The 24,840-nt window shown below is 71.5% G+C and carries 21 protein-coding genes; 12 read left to right on the top strand and 9 right to left on the bottom strand.

All coding sequences use genetic code 11. The features are described from left to right. Window positions 1–37: 37 nt before the first annotated feature. The 7 genes from AB5J87_RS36020 to AB5J87_RS36050 all read left to right on the top strand — a co-directional run bounded on the left by AB5J87_RS36020 (window position 38) and on the right by AB5J87_RS36050 (window position 5,638). Window positions 38–1,564 (top strand): hypothetical protein, encoded by a 1,527-nt coding sequence (locus tag AB5J87_RS36020; RefSeq protein WP_369382969.1) that lies wholly within the window; start codon window positions 38–40, stop codon window positions 1,562–1,564. Between the two features lie 80 nt (window positions 1,565–1,644). After that, the gene (locus AB5J87_RS36025) at window positions 1,645–2,073 is read left to right on the top strand and encodes a hypothetical protein (protein WP_369382970.1); all 429 of its coding nucleotides are present in this window, start codon (window positions 1,645–1,647) and stop codon (window positions 2,071–2,073) included. Between the two features lie 28 nt (window positions 2,074–2,101). Beyond that, the gene (locus AB5J87_RS36030) at window positions 2,102–2,905 is read left to right on the top strand and encodes a hypothetical protein (RefSeq protein ID WP_369382971.1); all 804 of its coding nucleotides are present in this window, start codon (window positions 2,102–2,104) and stop codon (window positions 2,903–2,905) included. Between the two features lie 35 nt (window positions 2,906–2,940). After that, window positions 2,941–3,381: a hypothetical protein gene (locus AB5J87_RS36035; RefSeq protein WP_369382972.1), complete on the top strand. Its 441-nt coding sequence runs from the start codon at window positions 2,941–2,943 to the stop codon at window positions 3,379–3,381. Window positions 3,382–3,424: 43 nt separating this feature from the next. Continuing rightward, on the top strand, window positions 3,425–3,985 hold the full coding sequence (locus AB5J87_RS36040; protein WP_369382973.1) for a hypothetical protein: 561 nt from the start codon (window positions 3,425–3,427) through the stop codon (window positions 3,983–3,985). 104 nt (window positions 3,986–4,089) lie between these two features. Next, window positions 4,090–4,890, top strand: a complete 801-nt coding sequence (locus AB5J87_RS36045; RefSeq protein ID WP_369382974.1) for an MBL fold metallo-hydrolase — start codon at window positions 4,090–4,092, stop codon at window positions 4,888–4,890. Window positions 4,891–5,065: 175 nt separating this feature from the next. Then, a complete protein-coding gene (locus AB5J87_RS36050) occupies window positions 5,066–5,638 on the top strand; it encodes a MarR family winged helix-turn-helix transcriptional regulator (RefSeq protein WP_369383758.1) in 573 nt (190 codons plus the stop codon). Window positions 5,639–5,660: 22 nt separating this feature from the next. On the opposite strand, the gene AB5J87_RS36055 is transcribed toward AB5J87_RS36050, so the two are convergent. The 8 genes from AB5J87_RS36055 to AB5J87_RS36090 all read right to left on the bottom strand — a co-directional run bounded on the left by AB5J87_RS36055 (window position 5,661) and on the right by AB5J87_RS36090 (window position 13,414). Then, entirely contained in the window at window positions 5,661–6,383 is a 723-nt protein-coding gene (locus AB5J87_RS36055; protein ID WP_369383759.1) for a gamma-glutamyl-gamma-aminobutyrate hydrolase family protein, read from the bottom strand. Between the two features lie 5 nt (window positions 6,384–6,388). Beyond that, window positions 6,389–7,834 (bottom strand): APC family permease, encoded by a 1,446-nt coding sequence (locus tag AB5J87_RS36060; RefSeq protein WP_369382975.1) that lies wholly within the window; start codon window positions 7,832–7,834, stop codon window positions 6,389–6,391. 89 nt (window positions 7,835–7,923) lie between these two features. Then, entirely contained in the window at window positions 7,924–8,769 is an 846-nt protein-coding gene (locus AB5J87_RS36065) for a fumarylacetoacetate hydrolase family protein (RefSeq protein WP_369382976.1), read from the bottom strand. Between the two features lies 1 nt (window position 8,770). Then, on the bottom strand, window positions 8,771–9,715 hold the full coding sequence (locus tag AB5J87_RS36070) for a 3,4-dihydroxyphenylacetate 2,3-dioxygenase (RefSeq protein WP_369382977.1): 945 nt from the start codon (window positions 9,713–9,715) through the stop codon (window positions 8,771–8,773). Beyond that, window positions 9,708–11,180 (bottom strand): aldehyde dehydrogenase, encoded by a 1,473-nt coding sequence (locus AB5J87_RS36075; RefSeq protein ID WP_369382978.1) that lies wholly within the window; start codon window positions 11,178–11,180, stop codon window positions 9,708–9,710. Before AB5J87_RS36075 ends, AB5J87_RS36070 begins: the two co-directional genes overlap by 8 nt. A 1-nt stretch (window position 11,181) precedes the next feature. Next, complete coding sequence (locus tag AB5J87_RS36080) at window positions 11,182–11,991, bottom strand: acetoacetate decarboxylase family protein (RefSeq protein ID WP_369382979.1); 810 nt, start codon at window positions 11,989–11,991, stop codon at window positions 11,182–11,184. Then, window positions 11,988–13,220: an NAD(P)/FAD-dependent oxidoreductase gene (locus AB5J87_RS36085; protein ID WP_369382980.1), complete on the bottom strand. Its 1,233-nt coding sequence runs from the start codon at window positions 13,218–13,220 to the stop codon at window positions 11,988–11,990. Before AB5J87_RS36085 ends, AB5J87_RS36080 begins: the two co-directional genes overlap by 4 nt. Then, the gene (locus AB5J87_RS36090; protein WP_369382981.1) at window positions 13,217–13,414 is read right to left on the bottom strand and encodes a ferredoxin; all 198 of its coding nucleotides are present in this window, start codon (window positions 13,412–13,414) and stop codon (window positions 13,217–13,219) included. The genes AB5J87_RS36085 and AB5J87_RS36090 overlap by 4 nt, the downstream gene beginning before the upstream one ends. Before the next feature lie 192 nt (window positions 13,415–13,606). Between AB5J87_RS36090 and AB5J87_RS36095 the strand changes: the two genes are divergently transcribed. Then, window positions 13,607–14,971, top strand: coding sequence for a glutamine synthetase family protein (locus AB5J87_RS36095; RefSeq protein WP_369382982.1), 1,365 nt, complete (start codon window positions 13,607–13,609; stop codon window positions 14,969–14,971). Window positions 14,972–15,004: 33 nt separating this feature from the next. Then, window positions 15,005–16,279 carry a cytochrome P450 gene (locus AB5J87_RS36100; RefSeq protein WP_369382983.1) on the top strand — a complete coding sequence of 425 codons (1,275 nt, stop codon included), beginning with the start codon at window positions 15,005–15,007 and terminating at the stop codon, window positions 16,277–16,279. Window positions 16,280–16,465: 186 nt separating this feature from the next. Here the strand turns inward: AB5J87_RS36100 and AB5J87_RS36105 are convergent, their stop codons facing one another. Beyond that, window positions 16,466–17,050, bottom strand: coding sequence for a peptidase inhibitor family I36 protein (locus tag AB5J87_RS36105; protein ID WP_369382984.1), 585 nt, complete (start codon window positions 17,048–17,050; stop codon window positions 16,466–16,468). 118 nt (window positions 17,051–17,168) lie between these two features. Here AB5J87_RS36105 and AB5J87_RS36110 point away from each other — a divergent pair, with 118 nt between their 5' ends. The 3 genes from AB5J87_RS36110 (at window position 17,169) to AB5J87_RS36120 (ending at window position 24,783) form a co-directional block, all read left to right on the top strand. Then, window positions 17,169–17,660, top strand: a complete 492-nt coding sequence (locus AB5J87_RS36110) for an MFS transporter (RefSeq protein WP_369382985.1) — start codon at window positions 17,169–17,171, stop codon at window positions 17,658–17,660. A gap of 364 nt (window positions 17,661–18,024) precedes the next feature. Continuing rightward, the gene (locus tag AB5J87_RS36115; RefSeq protein WP_369383760.1) at window positions 18,025–19,131 is read left to right on the top strand and encodes an ACP S-malonyltransferase; all 1,107 of its coding nucleotides are present in this window, start codon (window positions 18,025–18,027) and stop codon (window positions 19,129–19,131) included. Window positions 19,132–19,446: 315 nt separating this feature from the next. Continuing rightward, window positions 19,447–24,783 carry an SDR family NAD(P)-dependent oxidoreductase gene (locus AB5J87_RS36120; RefSeq protein WP_369382986.1) on the top strand — a complete coding sequence of 1,779 codons (5,337 nt, stop codon included), beginning with the start codon at window positions 19,447–19,449 and terminating at the stop codon, window positions 24,781–24,783. The last annotated feature ends 57 nt before the right edge of the window (window positions 24,784–24,840 follow it).

Consider the following 24,840-nt stretch of genomic DNA (forward strand, 5'->3'; position numbering starts at 1 on the left):
CCCGATGACCACGGTGAAAGCGCCGCAGGAGAATCACGTGGTACCCAGCGATGCCAATGAACTCGCCAAGTGGCTGATCCCCGACTGGGAATGGCGGCCGGACTCGGTCGACGCCGTCACCCGGCTGCCCTCCTTCGCCAGCAAGATGCGCGAGGCGGAACGGGTGTGCAAGGCGCCCTTCAGCGAAGTGGCCCACGACATCCAGGACGCCCTGGTGCTGCGCCGCCTCCAGCAGATGGTGCACACGGTGCTGCTCAATCCGCTGTGGCGCGACCGGCTGGCGAGCTCCGCGGCCGACCGTACCCCGGACTCCTTCGAGGCGTGGCAGGCGATTCCGCTCTCCGACAAGGAGGTGCAGCGGGAGTTCTTCATGGACGACCGCGCGGGCATGGTCGTCCCCCTCACCCGCGGTGAGTTCGAGATCGTGGCCAGCGGCGGCACGAGCAGCGGACGTCCGCTGGAGACGGTGTACTCGCTGGCCGAGTTGCGCGACACCTATGAGGTGGCGGGCCGTTTCATGGGCAGCTACCAGCTCGACGCGTATCTGCGCGGGGACGACCCGAAGTGGCTCTACACCACCCTGGCCGACTACCAGATGTGGAGCAGCGGCACCATGGTGGGCGGGGTGCTGCAGAGCGTGCCGGGCGTCAACTACATCGGCGCGGGGCCGGTCACCGCCCCGGTCCTTGAGCACATGTTCTCCTACCGGGGCCCGAAGGCCCTGATGGGGATCTCGGCGGGCATCGCGATCCTGAGCGAACTCGGCGCCGGGATGAGCCGCGCGGCCAAGGAGAGCTTCCGGGTCGCGCTGTACGGAAGCGGGGTGCTCCCGCACCGCAAGCGCGCCGAACTCAAGGCGATGTATCCGAACCTGTCGATCCTGAGCTACTTCGCCGCCACCCAGGCGGAGACCATCGGGCTCCAGCTGCGGGAGGAGGTGCCCTGGCTGGCGGCGGTGCCGGGACTACACTTCATCGAGATCGTCGACGAGCGGGGCCGCTGGGTCCCCGAGGGCCAGGAGGGCGAGCTCGTCGTCACCCGGCTGCACGCCCACGAGGCGCCGCTGCTGCGGCTGAAGCTCGGGGACCGCATGATCCGCAGGCCCCGGCTGGACGGGCCCGGGCTGAAGACCCAGCAGTTCGAGTTCGCGGGCCGCACCGGGGACATCCTGCACATCAACGACAGCCAGTACTCGGCGGTCCGTGCCTATGAGGCGGTCCGTGACGAACTGCGGTCGGTGACCGCGGTGAACCTGGACGAGGTGGCGCACGAGACCCAGTTCGTCAACCACCGCGAGGGCAAGACCATCACGCTGTTCGCGGCGGTCGACGAGGCGCACGCGCTGACGTACCGGGTGGATACGGCGCTCGGACCGTACGGCGTCCAGCACCTGTTCGTGAACGCCCTGCCCCGTTCGCTCTCCCTGTTCAACGCGGGCGAGGCGAACCCCGCGTCGATCGAGAAGACCGGGTACCAGTTCCGCCTGGTGTTCGTGCCCCGTTCCTCGCCGGACATCGAGCGGACCGACGTCGGCAAGGTGCCGCTGGTCCGCGACCGTGGATAGCGGGTCACCGGGCGGGCGCCGGCCAAAGGGGAAACCGGAGAAATGAAGCGGAAGTCAGCCGGAGAAGACAAGGAGTGCGCATGAAACCCAATGTGAGCATCATCGCCCTGGTGGACGTGATCGGGGCGCTGTCGGACCGGACGCTGCTCAACGGCAACCTCGGCCTCGTGGACGACGGCTCGTTCGACAGCACCGGGCAGGGTACGCCCAGCCTGTGCACCGTCGTGGAGCCGGGCCAGACCGTCCAGTGGACCGCGCTCGCCGTCGACCTGCAGACACCGGTCGAAATCAGGAACATCACGTTCCTGCGGGCCGACGGCGCCGAGGCGGGTGAGCCCGCGCAGGAGGAGGCCCAGACGGACGCCGCACGCCTCGACCTCGACGTGTGGAGCGGCGTGGTCCCGTACCTGCCGCCGGGCGTGCCCCACAAGTACCGCCTCGAACTGCAGATGTACGACGGCGCCAACAGCGTCCTGCACATCGATTCCCCCGCCCTGATGTGCCAGTAGCCGGAAATCCGACGAGGAAGGCGGGCTCATGCCCCAGCAGTTAGCGATCATCGTGCTCGTGGACGTCGGCAACGCGCTGGAGTCCGGCACGCTGGACGGGAACACCTACCTGTTCGACAACATGAAGCTGCAGGGTTCGACGAACCAGGGCACCGGTGAGCTGGTGACCGCGATCAACGGCTCCTACTGGCTGGACGGTTCACAGGCCAGTGAGCAGGTCCTCAACTGGCTCCCGTACAGCCTGGGTTCGATTCCGCCGACGGTGCCGCGCGGCTACACGGCCGAGCGGGCCCGCCAGACCGACCAGCAGGCGCTGGCCGACCTGGACGCGCTCTCCGTCAAGCCGCCCGCGACGGACACCGAGGCCGCCGCCGAACTGGGGCGGATCAAACGGACCGTCGGTACGCGGATCAAGACCACCCGGCGCACCCGCGGCCGGCTGTCCGGGCAGAAGATCCTGGACGTCACCGGGCAGGTGGTCACCGACGAGAACACGGGCGCGCACAGCTATCCCGCCCCGGTCATCACGGACGTCTTCGGTGCGGCGGTCGACGAGAAGATCATGTATCCGGCGGAGTACGGCTCGCCGGACCTGGTGACCGACGGCTGGTACTGGTCCGCCACGGTCGACACCTCGCGCCCGGGAACGTACGCCTACTCGATGCGCATCCAGCTGCACAGGCTGGTGCAGGAGGGGGGCGAGGCGCTGTGGCAGCCGGTCAACCTGACGTGCCAGTCGGACATCAAGGTGACCAGCGCTCCCCGGCGCAACGCGTTCACCAAGGCCGGTGTGGGCATGCTCCCCATTCCGCCGTCCCCGCCGCGCCCGTGACACTCCCTGAGCCACAGCGAACGAGGAGGAAGGCAATGACCACCAAACCCCGTCAGAGGGTCGAGGAGAACAACGGCGCCAAGCGGCCGATCTCGATCACGGCTGTGGTGGACTGCGTCGGTGTGCTCGCCACCGGCAGCGTCCACGGCCAGCTGTACCTGTACGACACCAACAAGGCGGGCGGTTCCACCGGGTTCGGCACCGAGGAGCTGCGGACCCGGGTGCGGCGCGGGGACCAGCTGCTGTGGAACGTCCTGGCGCTGGAGTGCGAGGCGTACGTGAGCATCGACGACATCGTCGTCGACAGGGAGGTGTGCGAGCCGGAGCGGCGGGTGTATCCGGGCACGGACGTCGCCTACTGGATCGCCACGGTGAAGAAGGACGGCATCACCTCCGTCCCGTACCAGATCAAGTTCAAGGTCGGCACCCGGACCGAAGCATTCACCGCACCGGTGTCGGCCTCCCTGGTCGGCTAGCCGGTCGGGCAAATACGAGCGGCGTGGCCAAGGAGGAGTGTTGATGAGCACGACGCAGCAGCGCGCGCAGGACACGGTGGACAAGCAGAACCCGGGACAGCTCAACTCGGTACAGCTCAACGTCGTCACGCTCGTGAACATGGAGCGGGCGGCGGAGACGGGCCAGCTGAGCGAAGCGATGTACATGATGGACAACAGCGTCGGCGGGGCCGGTCAGGGCACCCACCACCTGGAGACCGTCTGCAAGCAGGGCCAGGTCATCAACTGGATCATCCGGCCGATCGACATGGAGAAGCGGCCGGACGGCACCTGGCCGCCGATGCCCAAGATCAACAGCATCGTCTTCCTCGACACCGAACTCGGCGACGAGGAGGACGTGATCGAGCGGAAGATCTTCACCGAGCTGAAGATCTACGGGGCACCGGACCGGATGCGCGACAAGTTCACCCCGGTCTACTACTACTGGGCGGGCACCGTCCTGAGCACCGCCCGGCCCGGCGTCTACCGCTACCGGCTGGTTCTGGAGCTGGAACAGGACGGCAAGAAGGAGAAGCTGTACCTGAACACCGTCGACCACCCGGCGATCCGGGTGCTCGCCGTCTGACCCCCACGCCACGGGTCCCGCACCGGGCCGGGCCGCCCTGCCGGGGCCCGGCCCGGTGCGGACGGAAGGAGCACCACCATGAGACGGCAGGAAGGAAGACGGCCATGGCACCACCGACGGGTCAGCGACCGCCCCTGAGCGTGCACTATCTGGGCGGACCCACCACGGTCCTGGAGATCGGCGGGCTGCGGTTGCTCACCGACCCGACCTTCGACCCGCCCGGCGACTACCCCACCCCCGCCGGGATCCTCACCAAGACCGCCGGTCCGGCACTGCCGCGGACCGGCATCGGCGCGATCGACGCCGTGCTGCTCTCCCACGACCAGCACCCCGACAACCTCGACGACGCGGGACGCGCCCACCTCGCCGAGATGCCGCTGGTCCTGTCCACCCGCTCCGCCGAGGAACGCCTCGGCGGGTCCACCCGCCACCTGGCCAACTGGAGCCATGTGGACCTCCCGTGCCCGGACGGCACCGCCCTGCGCGTCACGGGAGTGCCCGCGCTCCACGGCCCGCCCGGCAGCGAACCCTTCGTCGGCGAGGTCACCGGGTTCGTCCTCTCCGGGGAGCGGGTGCCCACCGTGTACGTCAGCGGGGACAACGCCTCCCTCGACGTCGTCCGGGAGATCAAGGAGCAGTCCCCGCCCATCGATGTGGCCATCCTGTTCGTCGGGGCCGTCCAGATCTCCGCGATGCCCGGCGCCTACCTCACCCTGACGAGCGCCGAGGCCGCACAGGCCGCCCGCATCCTCGGGGCCCGCGAAGTCGTCGCCGTGCACTTCGAGCAGTGGAACCACTACACCGAAGGCCGGGACAACCTGCGGTACGCCTTCGAGGAGGCGGGCCTCGGCGGCCGGTTCCACCTGCCGGGAATGGGGGAACACGTCCTGCTGCCAGCCGGCTGACCGGCCCTGCCCGGGCGGCGCGTACGGCCCGCCGCCCGGGACGTGGCGGGGTAGCGCACCCTGAGACCGCCCGGCTCCGTAGAATCTGCTCCGGCATGAGATGTGGGTTCCGGACGATGCCCGCGGTGTCGTCGTCCCGGCCGTGCGCCGGGACAGCGAAGGGGGAGGGGTGCCTGTGCCCGGTCGGCGGTCCATCACCGAAGCCGAGCGGCTCGCCAGGGCGAGGCTCGGCGGTGCGCCGATCCGCCACGACCAGATGGCGGTGGTGGCCAACATCTACCGCGCGGCCTCGGCCGTGCGCCAGCACCTGGAGAACTCGGTGCTGCGCGGCTGCGATCTGACGTGGACGGCGTTCGTCGTCCTGTGGGTGGTGTGGATCTGGGGCGAGTCGGAGACCCGCCACGTCGCGGAGGAGGCGGGCATCTCCAAGGGCACCCTCACCGGCGTCGCCCGCACCCTGGAGGCGCGCGGCCTGCTGCGCCGGGCCGGGCACCCCACCGACGGCCGCCTGGTGCTGCTCAGCCTGACCGACGAGGGCGAGGAGCTGATGGGAACGCTCTTCCCGCGCTTCAACGAGGAAGAGGCGTTCGTCACCGGCCAGTTGAGCGACCAGGAGTGCCGCGGCGCCGCGGACGCCCTGCGCCGGGTGGTGCTCCAGGTCGAGGAGCACGGTGAGGAGCGCAGGCTCGCCCTCCTCGACGGCGCCGACCCGGCGCCGCGCCGAAGTGGCCGCCGGGCCAAGGGCTGAGGCGGGACCGGTCGAGGGGCTCTCAGAGCCGGGCCCGGGCGACCCGCACCAGGGCGTCGAACAGGTTCTGCTGTGCGGGATCGTGGTGCGCGGTGTCCTCGGGGTGCCACTGGACGGCGCTGAACCAGCCGCGCGGTCGGGGGCCCTCCAGGGCCTCGGGGGTGCGGTCGGCGGCCCGTGCCGTGACCACCAGGCCCGCGCCGAGCCGGTCGACGCACTGGTGGTGGTAGCAGGAGGCCGTCACCATCCCCGTACCCGTCATCCGGTGGAGCAGCGTGCCGGGCTCCACCGCCACCTGGTGCACCAGATGGCGGTGCGGGCGCCGCCAGGGGCTCATGTCCTGGTGCAGGGTGCCGCCGAGCGCGACGTTCACCACGTGCAGGCCGCGGCAGATGGCCAGGAGCGGCTGCCCCGACCCCAGGGCCTGGCGGGCGACTTCGAGGTCGAAGCCGTCCTGGTCGCGGTCGACGTCGTAGACGCTGCCGTGGACGGTGCGTCCGCCGTAGCGGCTGGGCGCCAGGTCGCCGCCGCCCGGCAGCAGCACCGCCTGGAAGCGGGCGAGGCGCACCGCCACGTCGACCGGGTCGGCGATGCCGCCCGGCGCGTAGGGGTGGACCGAGACCGGCTCGCCGCCCGCTCGCCACACGGCGTCGACCAGGGCGCGGGCGTTGACCTCCGCCGCGTAGCGCAGCGCGGAGGCACCGGCCGAGAAACGGGCGGGGATCGCGATCAGGGGCCGGGGCAGCGCGGTCATGGCCCGTTCTCCGGGCCCGGCGCACGCGGGCGGACGAGCCGGGCCGCGACCGCGCCGGCGACGAGGACGGCGGGGACGATGGCCGCGAGCCGGACGGCCGTCGCCGTGTCACCGCCGATCAGCGTGGTGAAGTTGGCGAGGATCAGCGCGAGGGCACCAGCGATGCCCAGTGCGCCGAGCGCCGGGGCGGCCACGGTGTGCCAGATGCGGGCGTCCAGACGCGCACGGCGGAAGAAGACGACCACGGAGACCGAGGTGAGGAAGTAGAGCAGCATGATGGCGAGCACGGCCACGCCGCTGAACCAGGAGAACAGCGTCAGCACCGGATCCCGCCCGGCCACCGCGAACGGCATCACGAGCAGTACCGCCACGGTGCTCTGCACACATCCCGCCACCCAGGGCGCGTGCCGCCGGTTGAGCACGCACAGCATCCGGGGCAGCACGCCTTCGCGGCCGAGGGAGAACAGATAGCGGTCGGCGGAGTTGTGGAAGGCCAGCATCCCGGCGAACAGGGAGGTGGCCAGCAGGACCGGCAGGACGTCGTCGGCCCAGCCCCCGAACCGGTCCGCGATCGGCTGGAACACGAAGGACGGGGAATCGCCGCCGGCCAGCGCCCGTCCGGCCGCGTCGCCCGCCCTCGACGCCCCGTACGCCGAGACGACCATCCACGACACGAACGCGAAGAACGCCGTGACCAGGGTGATCGACAGATAGGTGGCGCGGGGCACCGTCCGGTGCGGCTCGCGGGCCTCCTCGCCGTAGATGGCGGTCGCCTCGAAACCGAACATCGAGGCCACGGCGAACATGAGGGCCACCCCCGGGGCGCCCTGGAGCGCGGCGTGCGGGGAGAAGCTGTGGGCGAGGCCGAGTCCTTCGGGGCCGCCGCCGCGCGCGAGGGTGGTCAGGGCGAAGGCGAGGAGCACACCGGTCTCGGCGAGCACGAACACCGCCAGTACCCGGGCGCCCATGTCGATGGCGGCGGCGCCGAGCACCTGCACGACGGCCATGGTGGCCAGCGCCCAGGCCCACCACGGCACGTCCACGCCCGCGTGGCGCTCCACGAGAGCCCGCACGGTCGCGCCGTACAGCCCGTACATCGCGGCCTGGATGGTGCAGTACGCCAGCAGCGCCACGCCCGCGCCGGCCACGCCGGCGGTGCGGCCCAGGCCGCGGCCGATGTAGGTGTAGAAGGCGCCCGCGTCGACCACATGGTGTGCCATGGCGACGAATCCGACGGAGAACAGCAGGACCACCGCGCCCGCGAGCAGATAGGCGGCGGGTGCTCCCGGTCCGTTGCCCAGGCCCACCGAGAGCGGGACGGCCCCGGCGATGCCGGTCAGCGGAGCCTGTGCGGACAGGACGAGGAAGAGGATGCCCAGCACGCCGAGCGCGTTGGGCTTGAGTCTGGCGACGACGGGGGCGGCTCCCGGAGTCTTTCGCATGCCAACTCCTCTGGGCGGCGGGCGTGGGGAGGGGGCGCCCGCACCGGGCCTCCCCGTGGCAGGCCCGGTGCGGTACGTCGGTGTGGTGCTCAGCGCACCGGCGGCCGGATGCCGCGGAGCTCCCAGTCGCCTCCGAGAGCCGTGGAGCGGACCTCCTCGGACTCGGTGGGCTGGGCGCCGATGTCGGTGCGCAGGGGGGTGGGACCCTCGACGACACGGTTGGTGAGCCGGCCGAGGCCCTCCACCGTGACCTCCACGACGTCCCCGGGGCGTACCGGGCGGGAGCCCGCCGGGGTGCCCGAGAGCAGTACGTCGCCCGGGTGGAGGGTGATCGTGCGGGCGATGTCGGCGACGAGGTAGTGCATGTCCCAGGCCATCTCGTCGGTCGAACCGTCCTGGGCGAGTTCCCCGTTGACGTAGGTGCGCAGGCGCTTGCCGTGGAAGTCCCAGTCGGTGACCAGCCCCGGACCGAGCGGGCACAGGGTGTCGGAGCCCTTGACGCGCAGCATGGAACCGGCGTCGGTGTCCCGGAAGTCGTGCAGCCCGAAGTCGTCGGCGATGGTGTAGCCCGCGATGTGGGCGGCTGCCTCGTGCGGTGCGATGTTGCGTGCGGCGCGGCCGATGACGATCGCGATCTCGCCCTCGTAGTTCAGCCACTTGCAGCCCCGGGGCCGCACCACCGCGCCCTGGTGGGAGTTGAGGGACGAGGTGGGTTTGTGGAAGTAGGTGGGGGCGGGCGGCAGTTGGGCCCGGAACTCCTCGACCCGGCTGCGGTGGTTCAGGTGGACGGCGATCACCTTGGACGGGACGGTGGGCGGCAGGTGCACGGCCTGGTCGGCCTTGACGCGGCGCCCGTCGCCCGCGACGAGCTCGTCGTCCTCGCGCACGACCTCGACGGCGGCCCCGTCCAGCAGGATGCGGCGGTACTCGGCCATGTCATGCCTTTCGGGGTCGGCTGTGCGGTGTGCGCGGCGGCGGGGGAGCGGGCGGCCCGGTGCCGGTCCAGCCGTCGGCGGGCCGGTCGAACCAGAGGTGTGCCTGTCCGGTGCCGATCGCGTTCTCGTACGCGCCGTACTGGCGGGCGGGCGCGGTGCAGGCGTCCTCGCCGAGGGCGCCCGCGAGCATCAGGTAGTGGGCGAACCGGGCCTCGGGTTTGAAGCGTGCGAACTCCGGCATGGCCCGCAGGACCGCGTCGTGCCGGCCCTCCTTGAACCAGTCGATGCGGCGCAGGTCGGCGGCCCGGGCCTCGGGCGTGCGGATGTGGGCCGGGTCGCTCGACTCGTGGGCGCGCAGTTCCCGCAGCGGCCAGAAGGAATGCGACAGCGCCCCGGAGGCGATGAGGAGGACCCGGCGGCTCGGAGTGGCGGCGACGGCCTCGGCCAGCGCCCGGCCCAGGCGCAGGTGGTCCTCGGTGTCACCGGTCTGGCACACCCCGATGGACAGCCACTTCTTGTCGGGCAGCCCCTCGCCGAGGAACTTCCACAGGTTGATGGTGGCGTAGTGCACCGGCAGGTAGGGGTCGTCGACCGCCGTGATCCAGGTGCCGTGCCGCTCCGCGAACGAGGCGAGGGCGTGGGCGAGTTCGGGGTCGCCGGGGTAGTCGTAGAGCATCCGGCACATCCCGCGGGGCAGTTCCTCCGAGGTGAACAGGCCGGCCCTTCGGCTGTGCGCGGTCACGACGAACTCCACCGTGGTCGCCCAGTGCGAGTCGAGGACGACGACGGTGTCGTAGTCGAGGGCCTCGAAGACGTCGTGGCGCAGCCGGCGCAGCCCCGTCACGAGGGTGATCTCCTCGCCCCCGTTGAGTTCGAGGCGGGCCGGCTCGGGCAGGACGATGGTGGGCACATGGGCGAGCAGTCCCGCCCCGACGATCTCACCCATGCTCGCTCCAGCCGGTCGGGGCGGTCACCGTGGTGTGCAGGTCGCAGTAGAAGTCGAAGCTCCAGGTGCCGCCCTCGCGGCCGATCCCCGAGCTGCGCGCCCCGCCGAACGGGGCGCGCAGGTCCCGTACGAAGAAGCAGTTGACCCAGACGGTGCCCGCGACCAGCCGGGCCGCCACGCGGGCGGCGCGGTCGCGGTCGCCGGTGGCGAGGGTGGCGGCCAGGCCGAACCGGGTGCCGTTGGCCAGGGTCAGTGCCTCCTGCTCGGTGCGGAAGGTCTGGAGGGTGAGGACCGGGCCGAAGACCTCCTCCTGGACGATCTCGCTGTCCTGGGCCACCTGGGTGAGCAGGGTGGGCCGGTAGTGCAGCGGGCCCAGCTGGGGGTGCGGGCTGCCACCGGTCAGGACCCGGGCTCCCTGTTCCACCGCGCGCCGTACGAAACCGTCGACCTTCTCCAGCTGGCGCGGGTGGACCAGGGGACCGAGCTCGGTGGATTCGGTGCGCGGGTCCCCCTGGCGCAGCCCTTCGGCGCGCGCCACCAGGCGGCGGGTGAACTCGGCGGCGACGGGCTCCTCGACCAGCAGCCGGGTGGCCGCCAGGCACACCTGGCCCGCGTTGTCGTACTGCTCCACGGCCAGGTCCACCGCGAGGTCGAGATCCGCGTCGGCGAAGACCAACAGCGGTGATTTGCCGCCCAGTTCCAGGCTGACGGGCGTGAGGTTGCGGGCCGCTGCCGCGGCGACCGCACGTCCGGTGGGCACCGATCCGGTGAAGCTGATGCGGCGGATGCCCGGGTGGGCGGCCAGTGCGCGGCCCGCCTCGGTGCCGTATCCCTGGACGACGTTGAGGACCCCCGGCGGCAGGCCGGCCTCGTGGGCGATGTCGGCCAGCAGTGACGCGGTGAGCGGGGACCACTCGGCGGGTTTGAGGACCACGGTGTTCCCGGCCGCCAGCGCGGGGGCGACCTTCCACGTCGCCAGCATCAGCGGGGCGTTCCACGGTGTGATCAGCGCGCACGGTCCCGCCGGGCGCCAGGCGACCTGGTTGGTGTGGCCGCGCGTGGCGAAGTCCGGGTGCGCCAGGGAGAGGAGCCGGTCGGCGAAGAAGCGGAAGTTGTGGGCCACCCGGGGCATCACGCCGACGCGGTGCGAGCGCAGGAGCGCTCCGTTGTCGGCGGTCTCGACCTGGGCGAGCTCGTCGAGGCGCTTGTGCACCCCGTCGGCGATCGCGTGCAGGAGGCGGGCCCGCTCGGCGGGGGGTGTGGCGGCCCAGTCGGGGAAGGCGTTGGCGGCGGCCTGCACTGCCGCGTCGGCCTCGGGGGCCGCACCGCGTGCGATGGAGGCGAGGGGGCGGCCGTCGATGGGGGAGAGGTCGGTGAAGACGGTGGCGGATCCGCGGCGCCGGCCGTCGATCCAGTGCCGGGTGTCGACGTCGGTACCGGCCACGGTGGCCAGGTGGTCGCTCATGTCAGTCTCCGGCGCCGGAGGTGTGGGACTCCAGCAGGCGCCCGCCGTCCCAGACGACGCCGACCTGCCGGTAGTAGGCGGCGATCGGCTCGCGCACGGCCAGCCGTGCCAGCTCCTCGGTGGGGGCCTCGAACAGTTCCAGCTCGGCCTCGCCGGTCCACGCCTGGCCGCCGTCGAAGGAGGCCGCCGCCGATTCGACCAGCTCGTCCAGGGCGAGTCCCTTGCCCTTCTCGATCGACGGGAGCCACCGGTGGTGGGCCATGGGGTGGGCGTTGACGAACCCGCTGGTGGACGAGGGCCCGTGCAGGGTCACCACCGCCTGGGCGATCCGGCGGTCGGCGGCGGCGAGCGTGGCGCCCAGCCGCGCACCGGCCTCCAGGCGGGGCGCGGGGCCGAACGGGTGCGGCCGGGTCTGGTGGATCGAGCCGAGCTTCTTGGGATAGCCCTGGTGCAGCCCCCGGGCGATCGCGAAGTCCTTGTCGACCCAGATGTACACGCAGCGGGAGTAGAGACGTCCGCGGTAGGAGCAGCGCACGGCGGCGAACGCCTCTTTGTACTGGGCGCGCACCGGGTCGAGCAGCTCTTCGCCCGAGGCCGAGCAGGACTGCCAGTCGGCCCAGATCAGGGCGACCGCGCCCGGGTCGTCGGGGGCGGTCTCCAGCGGTGGCGGCAGGAGTTCGCGGACCCGGGCGGGATCGGTGCGGTACTCGACGGTGAGCAGGTCGCCGGAGTAGCGCCAGGGGGGAGCGGGGACCAGGGAGGCGGCACCGGTCGCCGTCTTGGGATGGAAGTAGCCACGGACGCCGGTCACGGTGCGGCTCCTTGGGGGAGGAGGGAGGGCTGGCTGAGGAGCCGGGCCCGGTGGCGGGCCGCGGCGGCGGACGCGGCCGGGTTGCCGAGGGAGACCACGCCGACGAGGTGCCCGCCGCTGTGGTGGCCGACCACGACGTCGCCCGCCGGGTCGCCGTGGAGCACCCGGATGTCGCCGGTGCCGAGTTCGGGAGTACCGAAGGACTGGAGCCGGAAGTCGTGCTGGTCGCTCCAGAAGGTGGGCAGGGGCGTGAAGGGGGCCGGTGGCGGGGGATGTCCGGCGAGCCCCGCGAGCAGGGTGCTGGCCGCGCACTTGGCCGCGTCACCGGGGATGGACCAGTGCTCCACCCGGCGTGGCACCGAGTCGTAGCGGGCGTTGGGGAAGCGGGCCACGTCACCGACCGCGACGACGTGCGCCAGCCCGCCGGCCCGCAGGTGGCCGTCGGTCAGGACGCCGTCGGTGAGGTCCAGGCCGTTGCCCTCCAGCCACTCGGTGTTGGGGCGGGCGCCGACGGCTTCGACGACGACATCGGCGTCCAGGACCCGGCCGTCGCTCAGGGCGACACCGGTGATCCTGGTATCGCCCCGGAAGCCTGCCACGCCCGCGCCGAGGGCGAAGCGCACACCGCGCCGCTCGTGGCGGTGCAGCAGTGCGCGGGCGAGGAGTTCTCCCAGCGGGCGGAGCATCGGCAGCGGTTCGGTGTCGACCACGGTCACCCGGGCGACGCCGAGTCCGACGGCGGTCGCGGCGACCTCGCAGCCGATGAACCCGGCGCCGACGACCACCAGCCTGGTCCCGGGCCGGGTGAGCCGGGAGCGCAGGGCGCGTGCGTCGGCGAGCGTGCGCAGCGTGTGCCGTCCGCTGCCCGGACCGGAGGGCCCCGCGCAGCGAAGCCGGCGGGCGCGCAGACCGGTGGCGACGACGAGGCCGTCGAAGGCGAGTTCCTCGCCGCCGTCCAGGGTGAGGACGCGCTCGTTCAGACGGGCCGCGGTGATCCGGGTGCCGAGCCGCCACCGCACGTCGGCGGCGCTCGCCCGGGGCGTGAACGCGAGCGACTCGAACGGCGCGCTGCCCGCGAGGACTTCCTTCGACAGCGGCGGGCGGTTGTACGGCATGTGGGGTTCGTCCCCGACGACGGTGATCGCCCCGGTCCAGCCCGCCGCGCGCAGCCGCTCGGCTGCCCGCAGCCCGCCCAGGGAGGCTCCGGCCACCACCACCCGTGCGGTCATGGCTCCGAGCCCTCGATCAGGATCGCCTGCATGGGGCAGACGTCGGCGGCCTCCTCGACGTCGTCGCGCAGGGCGTCGTCGGGGTGGGAGACGTGGACGAGCTGCGCGCCGTCGTCGAGACGGAAGACGTCGGGGGCGGCGAACACGCACTGTCCGTGGTTTTGACACTTGTCCATGTCGACGACGACCTTCATGGGCCCGTCCTCCTGGATCCCGAAGTCGTTTGATGTCAAACAACATAGGCGCCTGCGCAGACCAGGTCAACGCCCCGCACTCACAAAGTAGTTGGCGCCCGGACCCTTGTGGCCCGGCGCCACGCCCTCCATATTGTTTGACACCAAACAATATGGACGGTGCTCCGCCCTGGGATCCCCTGGGAGACATCCGTGAGTGCTCAACACGCCCAACAGGCCCACCAGCCCCACGAGGTGGTCGAACGACTCGCCGCCGAAGGCATCGACGTGGTCCGGGTCGGCTACCCCGACCTCATCGGCACCGACCGGGCCCGCGACGTGCTCCTCAGCCATCTGCCGTCCGCCTGCGCACACGGACTCGCCTTCTGCCGGGCCGTCTACCACACCACACCGCAGGGCGACGTCGTACCGGTGACCGGGGGCCTGGACGCCGGACTGCCCGACATCCTCGTCCGCCCCGACCTGGACACCCTGGCCGCCCTGCCGTGGGAACCCGGCGTCGCCTGGTGCCTGGGCGACGTCAGCGACCCCCGCACCGGGGCCCCGGCGCCCGAATCCCCCCGCGACCTGCTGCGCGCGGTCCTCGCGCGGTGCGGCGAGCACGGGCTGAGCCCGGTCGTCGGCCCCGAACTCGAATACTTCCTGTGCGAGACGGACCCCGCCGCCCCCGGCGGCTGGCGCCGCTACTGCGAGACGTCCGGCGCCGTCTACACCACCGGGCTGCGCGCCGACCCCGACAACCACCTGCTGCGCCTGCTGAGGCTCCTGCGGGACCTGGGGATCGGCGTCACCAACGGCAACCACGAGTTCGAGGGCGCGCAGTTCGAGATCAACCTGATCCACTCCGGGGCGGCGGACGCCGCCGACCGCGCCTTCCGCCTCAAGTCGGCGGTCAAGGAACTGGCCCGCAGGGAAGGCCGACTGGCCACCTTCATGGCCAAACCCTTCAACAACGCGGGCGGGTCGGGCTTCCACCTCCACCTGTCCTTCCAGGACGCCGAGGGCCGCGACGTCTTCGACGCCCCCTCGCGGCCCCACGGCCTCTCGGTCACCGCGCTGCACGCCGTGGCCGGACTGCTCGCCCACGCCCCGGCGCTGTCCGCGCTCGCCAACCCGACGATCAACTCCTACAAGCGCTTCGGCCCCCACACCCTGGCCCCGTGGCTCATCGACTGGGGCCTGGACAACCGCAGTGCCATGGTGCGCGTCCCGCCCGAACGCGGCGCGGGCGCCCGCCTGGAACTGCGCCTGGGCGACGCCAGCGCCAACCCCTACCTGCTCATCGCGGGCGCGGTCGGCGCGGCACTGCTCGGCATCACGGCCGGCGAAGAGCCCCCCACACCCCTCGAAGGGTACGGATACGACACCACGAGGTCGGCCCTGCTGCCCTCCGGCCTCACGGCCGCGCTCGACGCCCTCGAAGCGGACACCGCGCTCACGGCGGTCCTCGGCAAGGAGTTCACCACCGCGTTCCTCACCTACAAGCGCAACGAGATCGAGCGCTTCCAACAGCACGTCACCGACTGGGAGTTCACCGAGTACGCCTACCACCTGTGACCCGTTGTTCGGGTGGGGGACAAGGAGGCTGTGATGACCGAGCCCGCGCCGAACGACCCGCTCGCCCTGGCCGATGTCGACCTCACCGACCTTGACCGGTTCACGGACGGCGTCACCCCCTGGCGGATGTTCCACACCCTGCGCCACCAGGACCCGGTCCACTGGCAGCCGGAACCGTCGCCCAACTCCGGCTTCTGGGCACTCACCCGGCACGAGGACATCGTCCGCGTCGACCGCGACCCCGAGACCTTCACCTCCACCAGGTTCGTCAACCTCGAAGAGCTCGACGACGACCAGATCAAGAAGCGCGCCTCGATCCTCGAACTCGACGGGGTACGCCACCGTGCGCTGCGCGGGCTGCTCCAGCGCCAGTTCGGGCAGACGGTGATCGGCGGCTACACCGACTTCCTGCGCGGTCTGACGGCGCGGACCCTGGACGCGGCCCTCGCGCAGAAGTCCTTCGACTTCGTGGCGAACGTCTCCGCCGACTTCCCCATCAACGTCCTCGCCCGCCTCCTGGACGTACCGCCCGAGGACAACCAGCGACTCATCCAATGGGGCAACCGCATCATCGGCCACACCGACCCCGACTACGCCGACGTACTGCTGCACAGCGCGGCGAGCGAGCGCTACCGCGATCTGCCCTTCCGCTCCCCGGCCGCCGTCGAGGTCTTCGCGTACGGACGGGAACTGGCCCGCCAACGCCGGGGCGGCGCGGGTACCGATCTCATCTCACGGCTGGTCAACGAGACCCCGCGGGACGGCATCCCGCTCTCCCCGCAGGACTTCGACAACTACTTCCTGCTGCTCGTGGTCGCGGGCAACGAGACCACCCGGCACACCATCAGCCACGCCATGCTCGCCCTCATCCAGCATCCCGACGAACTCGACCGGCTCCGCCGCGACCCCGCGCTGATTCCCGGAGCCGTGGAGGAGTTCCTGCGCTGGGCGTCCCCGGTGTACCACTTCCGCCGCACGGCGAGCCGCGACGTCGCGCTCGGGGGCAAGCGGATCAGGCAAGGCGACAAGGTCGTGATGTGGTTCGCGTCCGGCAACCGGGACGAGAAGGTGTTCGAGAACCCGTACGCCTTCGACACGACCCGCACCGCGATCGACCACGTCACCTTCGGCAAGGGAAGCCCCCACCTGTGCCTGGGGAACCTGCTGGCACGCACCGAGGTCCGCGTCATGTTCGAGGAACTGATACCCCGCCTCGCCGACATCCGCCTGACCGGGGACGTACCCAGGGTCCGCTCCAACTTCGTCAACGGAATCAAACGGCTGCCCGTGGAGGTGACCCTGGCGTGAGGGCGGCAGTCGCGGCCGGCGGGTCCGGCGGGTCCGGCGGACCATGGACGCGGAAGGCCCGAATCGGCCCCCGGGTATTCGGGAGGGGCCCGGCACCCCGACGACGTACAGGATGCCGGGCCCCGGACGGCGCCGATCAGGTTGACCGCCGCGGCGTCAGCGGGATGTCGGAACCCGACGCCCGGGTCAGAGCAGCTTGACCGAGCTCGCCCGGTCGTTCATCGCGTCGCCGACGTAGGGGGTGGACGTGTTGTACTGCTGCTGGGTGCCGTTGTAGTAGATGTCCGAGTACAGCGCGACGTAGCAGTTGCCCGCCGGGATCACGGAGCTGACCCTGTCGTTCCAGTCGTCGAGGTTGTTGTACCCCCAGTCCCACTGCCCGTCGTCCTTGCACGCCGAGGGGATCGTGAGCGTGAGGGACGAACCGCCGTAGTTCCAGTCCTCGTAGAGGATGCCGCCCACGACCGTGTTCTGGGCGAGAGCGGTCCGGGTCTGTGCGGCGGAGTTGGCCGGAGCGTTGAGTTCGGCGAGGAACTTCTTGTCCTTCGCGGCCTGCTGCGGGGTCGCCGGGGCATCGGTGACCCGGCCACCGGTCGCCGCGGCGATCACCTCGCGGAAGCTGTCGTAACACCTGGTCTTGTGGGTGGAGAGGTCGGCCGTGCAGTGGGAGCCGGCCTTGGCCTTGGGCGTCGCCTGGGCGGTGGCCGCGGTCCCGGCGAGGGCCATGCTCAGCGAAGCGACGATGATGGCTGTGCGTCTGGCGGAAAGCACGAGTGTCTCCTATGCGTCTGGATTGATCCGGTGGAGGTCTCGGTCACATCGACCGCACTCAGTGCACCTTTGACCACTCCATACGCCATGAACGTCCCCTAAACGCGGGAACCTCCACTTGCATCAGCGTCAACTGTCCCTGGTCCACTGCTACTTCTGGAGCCGCGGCGTCCGCTGCGCAGTCCAGTGGGCAACCAGAACGCATCGGTCGGACCGAGCGCTGATCACCCTCGAGGGCTTCCTGTCCGGCCATGACACGGGCGTGGTCTCGGGCGCGCTGCTGTTCATCCGGGACACCTACGGGCTTTCGCCGTTCCAGCAGGGCTGTCTCGTCAGCGTGCTGCTGATCGGAGCCATGATCGGCGCGCTGGCCGCCGGGCGGACGCCCGATCGTCTGGGGCGCCGCGAGACGCTGGCACTGGAGGGTGCCGTCTTCGTCGTGGGAGCACTGATCGTTTCCCTGGCGCGGCCCGCCGTACCCCGATCCCTTACGAGCAAGTCCGCGGGCAACGCCGGTCGGTGCACCTGCCCAGATGCCCACTGCATCGACCGTACTCGCCTCCCGGCGGGCGCGCGGAGGCGCATAAGAGCGCAGGAGCGCGTGTCATAACTCGTTGTTCTATGCATGTGAGGAGTGAACGCGCCGTGCGCGCCCAGTGCTCCCCAGAACACCTGCGCCCCTGTTTGTGCATTCGCTCCGGATGGGGATCCCCTCAAGCGAGCCACGCGGCAGCAGGGTCGAACGGCCGGGCGCTGGGGCGGTGCGGACGCCAGTTCCGGCATTTGGCCAGAGGCGGTGCGGGCTGGTTGTGTCGCAGTCGGAACGACTCACGAGGGTCTCGGCTGTACCGGTCGAACCGGCCTGGGACGCATGACGTTTCTTGTGCCACTTGTGATGGGTGCGAAGGCACTTGCGGTGTTGAGCGCACGTCCGGCGAAGAGGAAGGCATGGATCCGTGTCAGTCTACGCGTGGATGTTTCCGGGACCTGGGGCGCATAGCGCCGGCTCGCTGGGTCCGTTGGTCAGCGGCAGCGCCGAGCTGCGTGGCATGCTGGAGCGGATTGACCGCATTGCGGCGGAGTATGGCTGGGAGCCGGTGTCCGATCTCCTGCTGCGCGCCGACGAGGCCCACGCCGGTGAGGTGAAGCAGCGCCCGGAGCACTACTGGCTGGCCTTCTACTCCACCTCGCTGGTCCTGGCCGCCATGCTGCGGAGTGCGGACGTGGCGGCGGACGTTCTCGTGGGCCACAGCAGTGGGGAGGTGGCCGCCCTGGTCGCGGCCGACGCGCTGACCGCTGATGCCGGTGCGCGCGTGCTGTGTGAGCGGATCAGGGCGGTGAACGACACGGCCCTGCCCACCGGCGCGATGATCGCCGTCGAGGCTGCGGCCCGGCGCGTGGAACACATGTGTGCGGCGGTGGGCGATGTCTCCCTGGCGGTGGCCGTCGACAACGGCCCCCGCCAAGTCGTCGTCTCCGGCCGTTCGTACGCGGTCCACCGCCTGCAGCGGCTGGCGGAGGCGCTCATGGTGCGTGCGACCGTCCTCGAGGCGCCCGGGGCCTTCCACAATCCGATGTTCGGCGGGGCCGCCCACCGATTCGCCGAGGCCACGGCCGGCATCGAGGTGCGGGCCCCGCTCGGGCGGGTGTACTCGCCCCAGCTCGGTCGCTATGTCAGGAGTGCTGGGGACGTGCGCGAGCTCCTGGCGGGGCTGCTGGTGCTGCCCGTCGCCTTCCGGCAGGCGCTGCTCCACCTCTACGACGACGGTGTGACCGATTTCGTGGAGTGCGGGGCCGGCCAGCTTCTCACCGGCTTGGTCGCCGCGAACCTGCCCGCGACCGCGCAGGCGGTTCCGCTCCTGTCCGACGGCGCCCAGGCGCTCTCGGTGCCCGATGTGCTCGCGCGCCTGGTCGGCCGGCAGCAACGACCCCGGGACGCGGTCTCCGCCGTGAGCAGGGCGCCGCTGACCGCGCCCCGGTTCGCCGTGGCCGGCGAGGTGCCGCCGGCGGAGCGGGACCCGTCCGACCGGCCCGCCGCTGCCCCCGCGCTGACCGAGCTCACCCGCCCGGGAACCGTGTAGCCGCGGGAGCTCTGTGCCCCGGGCCCGCGTGCCGGACGGTCGGGGCGCGTGAGGGTGTGGCACGTACGTGGGGGACTGGAGGGTTGGGGAAAGCTCTGCGGGTCATGGGGAGTTCGCGGTTGCGGTTCGGCTTGCAGGACCCCGGTCTGGCGTGGGCCCCGGCAGTGGTCGTCGCAAGGGGAGGAGCCAAGGGGCCAAGGCACCCCTCCCGAACCGCAGAAGACGTTCCTGAACCGCCTTCCTGGACGACCGGCGTCAGCGTGATCGCGCCGGTCTGGAGACATGCACACCGAACCTCAGCGAGGAGGCCGCACGATGTCCCGAACAGCGATGGCCGTGGACGGTCCGTCGGGCTACGAGCCGATCGCGATCGTGGGGATGGGGTGCCGGTTCCCGGGGGGCGTGGACTCACCGGCCGGGTTGTGGCGATTGCTGGTCGAGGGCCGCGACACGGCGGGGCGGGTGCCGGAGGACCGCTGGGACGCGGGGCGGTTGATGGCCTTTCAGCACCCCGATGACGCGCCCCGGATCGGCTGGGGCTGCTTCCTGGACGGTGACATCTGGGCGTGGGACCCGGAAGCCCTGTCGATCGCGAAGCTGGAGGCGGCCGTGGTCGACCCGCAGCACCGGCTGATGCTGGAGGTGGTGCGGGAGGCGATCGAGCACGCGGGTGTCCCGATGGACCGGGTCCGCGGTACGCGTACCGGGGTGTATCTGGGCTACTTCGCCGGGGACAACCAGTGGCGTTCGGCCCGTCCGGTGGAGGACCACCCCGACCCGTTGTTCATGTACGGCAACTTCAACGCGGCCGTGGCGGGGAGGGTGTCGTTCGGGCTGGATCTGCGGGGCCCCAACATGGTGGTCGAGACCTTCTGCTCGTCCAGTCTGGTCGCCACGCACCTGGCGTGCGTGGCGCTGCAGTCGGGAGACTGCGATGCGGCGCTGACCGGTGCCTCGCAGCTGATACCGGCGCCGGTGACCCAGATGCTGGAGAGCTCGCTGCTGTCCAGGCGGGGCCGGTGCCACGCTTTTGACGAGCGGGCCGACGGGTACGTGCGCGGTGAGGGCGCCGGCGTGGTGCTGCTCAAGCGCCTGGACGATGCCTTGGCTGCTGGGGACCGGGTGCTCGCGGTGATCCGAGGGTCGGCGGTCACCAATGACGGCCAGACCCAACGTGCGACCGCGCCGTCCACGGTGGCGCAACAGGCGTGTTTCCGGTCCGCTGTGGAGCGGGCGGGCGTCGATCCGGGTGATGTGGGGTTCGTGGAGGCACACGGCACGGGCACCGAGGTGGGCGACCCGGTCGAGTACACCTCGCTCAACGCTGTGTACGGGCGCGGCCGGGGCCGGTGTGCCATCGGGTCGATCAAAACCAACATCGGACACACGGAGGCCACGGCGGGAACTGCGGGGCTGATCAAGGCGGTCTTGTGCGTTCGGCACGGCACCGTTCCCCCCAACTTGCATTTCCGTAAGTGGCATCCGGCCATCCCGGTCGACGAGGGCTCACGGTTGTTCGTCCCGACCGAGAAGGAGCCGTGGCCGGTGCACGACGGGCCCCGGCTGGCGGCGGTGTGCTCCTATGGAATCGGGGGCGCGAACGCGCACGTGATCGTCGAGCAGGCCCCCACCACCGTTGCCCGGCGAAAGGGACAGTCCAGGCTCCGGGCCCCCGGCTCGCCGGAACCTGCCAGGGTGTTCACCTTGTCGGCGGCTTCCGATCCGGCCCTGCAACCCGCCGCGGCCCGACTCGCCGAGTGGCTCGATACCGACGGCGCGGGCGTCGAGTTGGGGGACCTGGCCCACACGCTGACGCTGCGGCGCCGGCATGCCGCTGAACGCCTCGGGGTCGTCGCCTCCTCCCGGGAGCAGCTGGTCGCGCGGTTGCGGGCGTTCGCCGCTGGGCCGCATGGGGAGGGGCGCGACAGCGACGGGGTCGTGGCCGGGCAGACGGTCCTGCCGCCCGACCACGCCGGTCCCGTGCTGGTCTTCCCCGGTCTGGGCGGGCAGTGGCCCGGAATGGGGCAGGAACTGCTGGCCACGGAACCGGCGTTCACCGCTGCGGTCGACGAGCTCGACGCGCCGACCTTGGAGGCATGCGGCTGGTCGCTGCGGACCCTGATCTCCCGGCCCGGGCTGTGGGACGAGGCAGGCAACATCTACCACACCATGGTCGGCCTGCAGATCGCGCTGGCCGCGATGTGGCGGTCCTGGGGGATCACTCCAGCGGCGGTGATCGGACAGTCCCTGGGAGAGGTGCCCGCCGCGGTGGTCGCCGGTGCGCTGAGCCCGAACGAGGCGGTCGCGGTGACCCATGCGCGGGCCGTCATCCTGGAGGCCGCTGCCGGGGGCGGCATGGCCTCGGTGCTGCTGCCCGCCGATCAGGTGGAACGGGACATCGTCGCCGTGGGTGCCGACAGGGTCTCGGTCGGCGTGTACGTATCTCCGCGGGCCACCGTGGTCTCCGGCAACCGTGTCCAGATCACGCGTCTGATGCGGACCTGGCAGCAGCGTGGCGTGACGGCACGCTGGGTGGCCGTCAACGTTGCCTCCCACTCCCGCGACATGGACCCGGTGCTGGAGCAGTACCGGCAGTTGCTGCACGAGGTGGACCTGGCCGGCGGGCTGCCGCGCATCCCCTTCTACTCGACCGTCGCTCAGAATCCGCACGACGGTGCCCGGGTGCTCGACACCGACTACTGGGTACGCAACACCCGCCGGCCGGTGCGGTTCTCCTCCGCCTGTGCTGCCGCGCTGGCCGACGGCTACCGGTTGTTCATCGAGTGCTCGGCACATCCGCTGGCGATGCGGGCGATCGCTGACATCGCCCGGGAAGCCCGCACGCGTGATGTGGCGGCCGTGAGCAGTCTGCGGCGCGGCGCCCGTGAACACGACATGTTCCTGACCAACCTGGCCACGGTGCACACCTGCGGCCACCCCGTCGGCTGGGCCGACCACTACGGCGACGGCGAGTTGGTGGAGGCGCCGACGACGACCTGGAACCGGGTGCACCACCGGGTGGACCCGCCCTACACGCTGGTCGCCCCGAAGCTGGTGGGCGCCTCTGAGCATGCTCTGCTGGGCGGCCATGTCCACGACCCGGCTCACTCCGAGCGGCATCTGTGGCAGACCCCGATCAGCCCGGACCGCCTGCCGTGGCTGTCCGACCACCAGGTCGCCGGAGTACCGATCATGGCCGGCGCCGGGATCTGCGAGATGATGCTGGCCGCCGCCGCCACGATCTTCGAGACCGACCGGGTGCAACTGCGGGACCTGCGGCTTGAGCGGCCCCTGGTGCTGGACCCCGAGCCTTTGGTGTCCGTGGTCGCCGTCCGCGACGGGGACGGCGCGCGGGTGGAGGTCCTCTCCCGCGCGACGGGAGCGGACGCACACCAGGACCATGTCCGGCACGGCCACGCGACCGTGGCGCCGCTGCACGAAGATCCCGGTGAGCCGGACGTGAAGCAGTGGGTGCCCGCAGCGGACTGGACCGACATCGCCCCCAGCGACCTTTATGCGTATTTCCGTGAACGGCACGGCGTCACGCACGGTCCGGCCTTCACCGGCCTGGAACGCATCCAGCTCGAACCCACCGGCGCGCGGGCGGTGGCGACGCTCCGGCTGACCGATGAAGCCCGGGTGTCCTCCTGGATGATGCGGCTGCACCCGGCCCTGCTGGACGAGCTGGCTCAGACGGGGGCGGCGGTGTGGCGGGATCGCCACGTGCTGGCCCCCGGCCCCGTGGTGTTCGCCGGCATCGACCGGCTGACCGTGTCCGGGCCCGCCGCGCACGCCCGCCGCGCCCACGTCCAGCTCGATGCCGCCGACCACACGTCGACCTCCGTGTCCGGCCTGCTGAGCCTGGCCGACGGACACGTGGTGGCCCAGGTCGAGGGGCTGCGCATCGTCAACGCCACCCCACCCGAGCAACGCTTCGCCTCCCGGCTGGCCCACCTGGCCTGGGTACCGGCCGAGACTCCCCGGCCCTCCACCGCCGCCGCCGCCCTCACGGACCAGGGGAGCTGGGTGGTGGTGGCCGAAACCACCGACCCGTGGGCCGAGGCCCTGGCCGGAGCCCTGCGCGGCGCTGGCGCCGAGGCCCACGTACACAAGATCGCGCTGCACGCTGATCCCGCCCCCCACATCGAGGACCTCCTCCACCACGGCCGATGCGCCGGGATCGTGCTGGCGCTGGGCAACGGCGACGGCAACGACCCGTGCGAGGCGGCTCGCTCCCGGGTCGGCCGGGCCTGCCGGATCGCCGGACTGCTGGCCACTCGGCCGCACCCAGCCCGGCTCTGGGTGGCCGCCCGCACCAACGGTGCGTCCCTGACCGCAGCCGGGATGCGGGGCGTGCTGCGCACCGCGACCTACGAATGCCCGCAGCTGGCCCCCAGCATGGTCGAAGCCGAGGCCGACACCCCTCTGGATCACCTGGCCGCCGAGATCCTGCGACCAGGACCCCCTGTGGAGGTCGCCTGGCGGGGCGGCCGTCGCCACATCGCCCGCCTGCGCTTCACCGCCCCCGACAGCCCAACCCCCGCTCCGCCGAAACCAGTCGCGCGGCCCGACGGCGCCTACCTGATCACCGGCGGGCTCGGCGGGATCGGACTGGTCACCGCAGCCTGGCTGGCCGGCCACGGAGCCCACCGCCTCGTCCTGGTGGGCCGCTCCGCGCCCTCGGCACAGGCTCAGCAGACCCTGGAGGCGCTACGCGAGCAGGGCACGCAGATCACCGTCCTGCAAGGCGACATCGGCGAGCCCGGTGCCGCGCAGGCCGCGGTGCTGGCCGCCGAACAGGAAGGGGCGGTCCTGCGCGGAGTGTTCCACTGTGCCGGCGTCGTACAGGACGCCACCCTGGCCACCCTCGCCGCAGGCGACCTGCACCAGCTGGCACAGGTGTGGCGCGGCAAGGCGCACGGGGCGTGGGCCCTGCACGAGGCCACTCTCGACCGGGACCTGGACTGGTGGGTCCTGTACTCGTCCATGGCGGCCCTGGTCGGCTCGCCCGGCCAGGCCGCCCACGCCTCGGCCAACGCCTGGCTGGATGAACTGGCCGCGTGGCGTGCCGCCCAGGGCCTGCCCGCCACCTCCATCCAGTGGGGTGGATGGAGCGAGGTCGGCGAAGGCCAGCACATGGCCGAACGCGGCTACGCGATGATCTCCCCCAACGACGGCCTGGACGCCCTGGACCGCATCCTGGCCGCCGGCTACACCACCATCGCCTACGCCCCGCCGGACCTGGCACGCTGGACCAAGCCCTATCCAGGGGCGGCCGAGACGGCTCTGTTCACCGACATCCTAGGCGTGGGCCACGGCCACGACGACAGCGAGCGACTGCTCGCCGACCTGCGTGCCGCCGACAGTCACACGCAGCGGCGGGACATCTTGCACGAGCACATCATCGAGGTGGTACGCGACATCCTCGGTACCACCAGCCGCGTCACCCCGGTCACGTCCATGGTGGCACTGGGCATGGACTCACTGGGGGCGGTGCAACTCCAACAGCGCCTGCAACACGCCCTCAAGATCTCCTTCGAGACCGGTGTCGTGTGGCTCAAGCCCACCGCGGCCGGCATCACCGACTGGATCCTGCACAAGATGGGCTACCAGCCCGACTCGGCCACTTCACCACCTGGGACACCCGGATGAAGGCGGACCCGGTCAATCACCACGGCCCCGGAACCGGTCGAGGGACGGGAGGTGTCA

It is taken from the genome of Streptomyces sp. cg36, assembly GCF_041080675.1.
Lineage (GTDB): Bacteria > Actinomycetota > Actinomycetes > Streptomycetales > Streptomycetaceae > Streptomyces.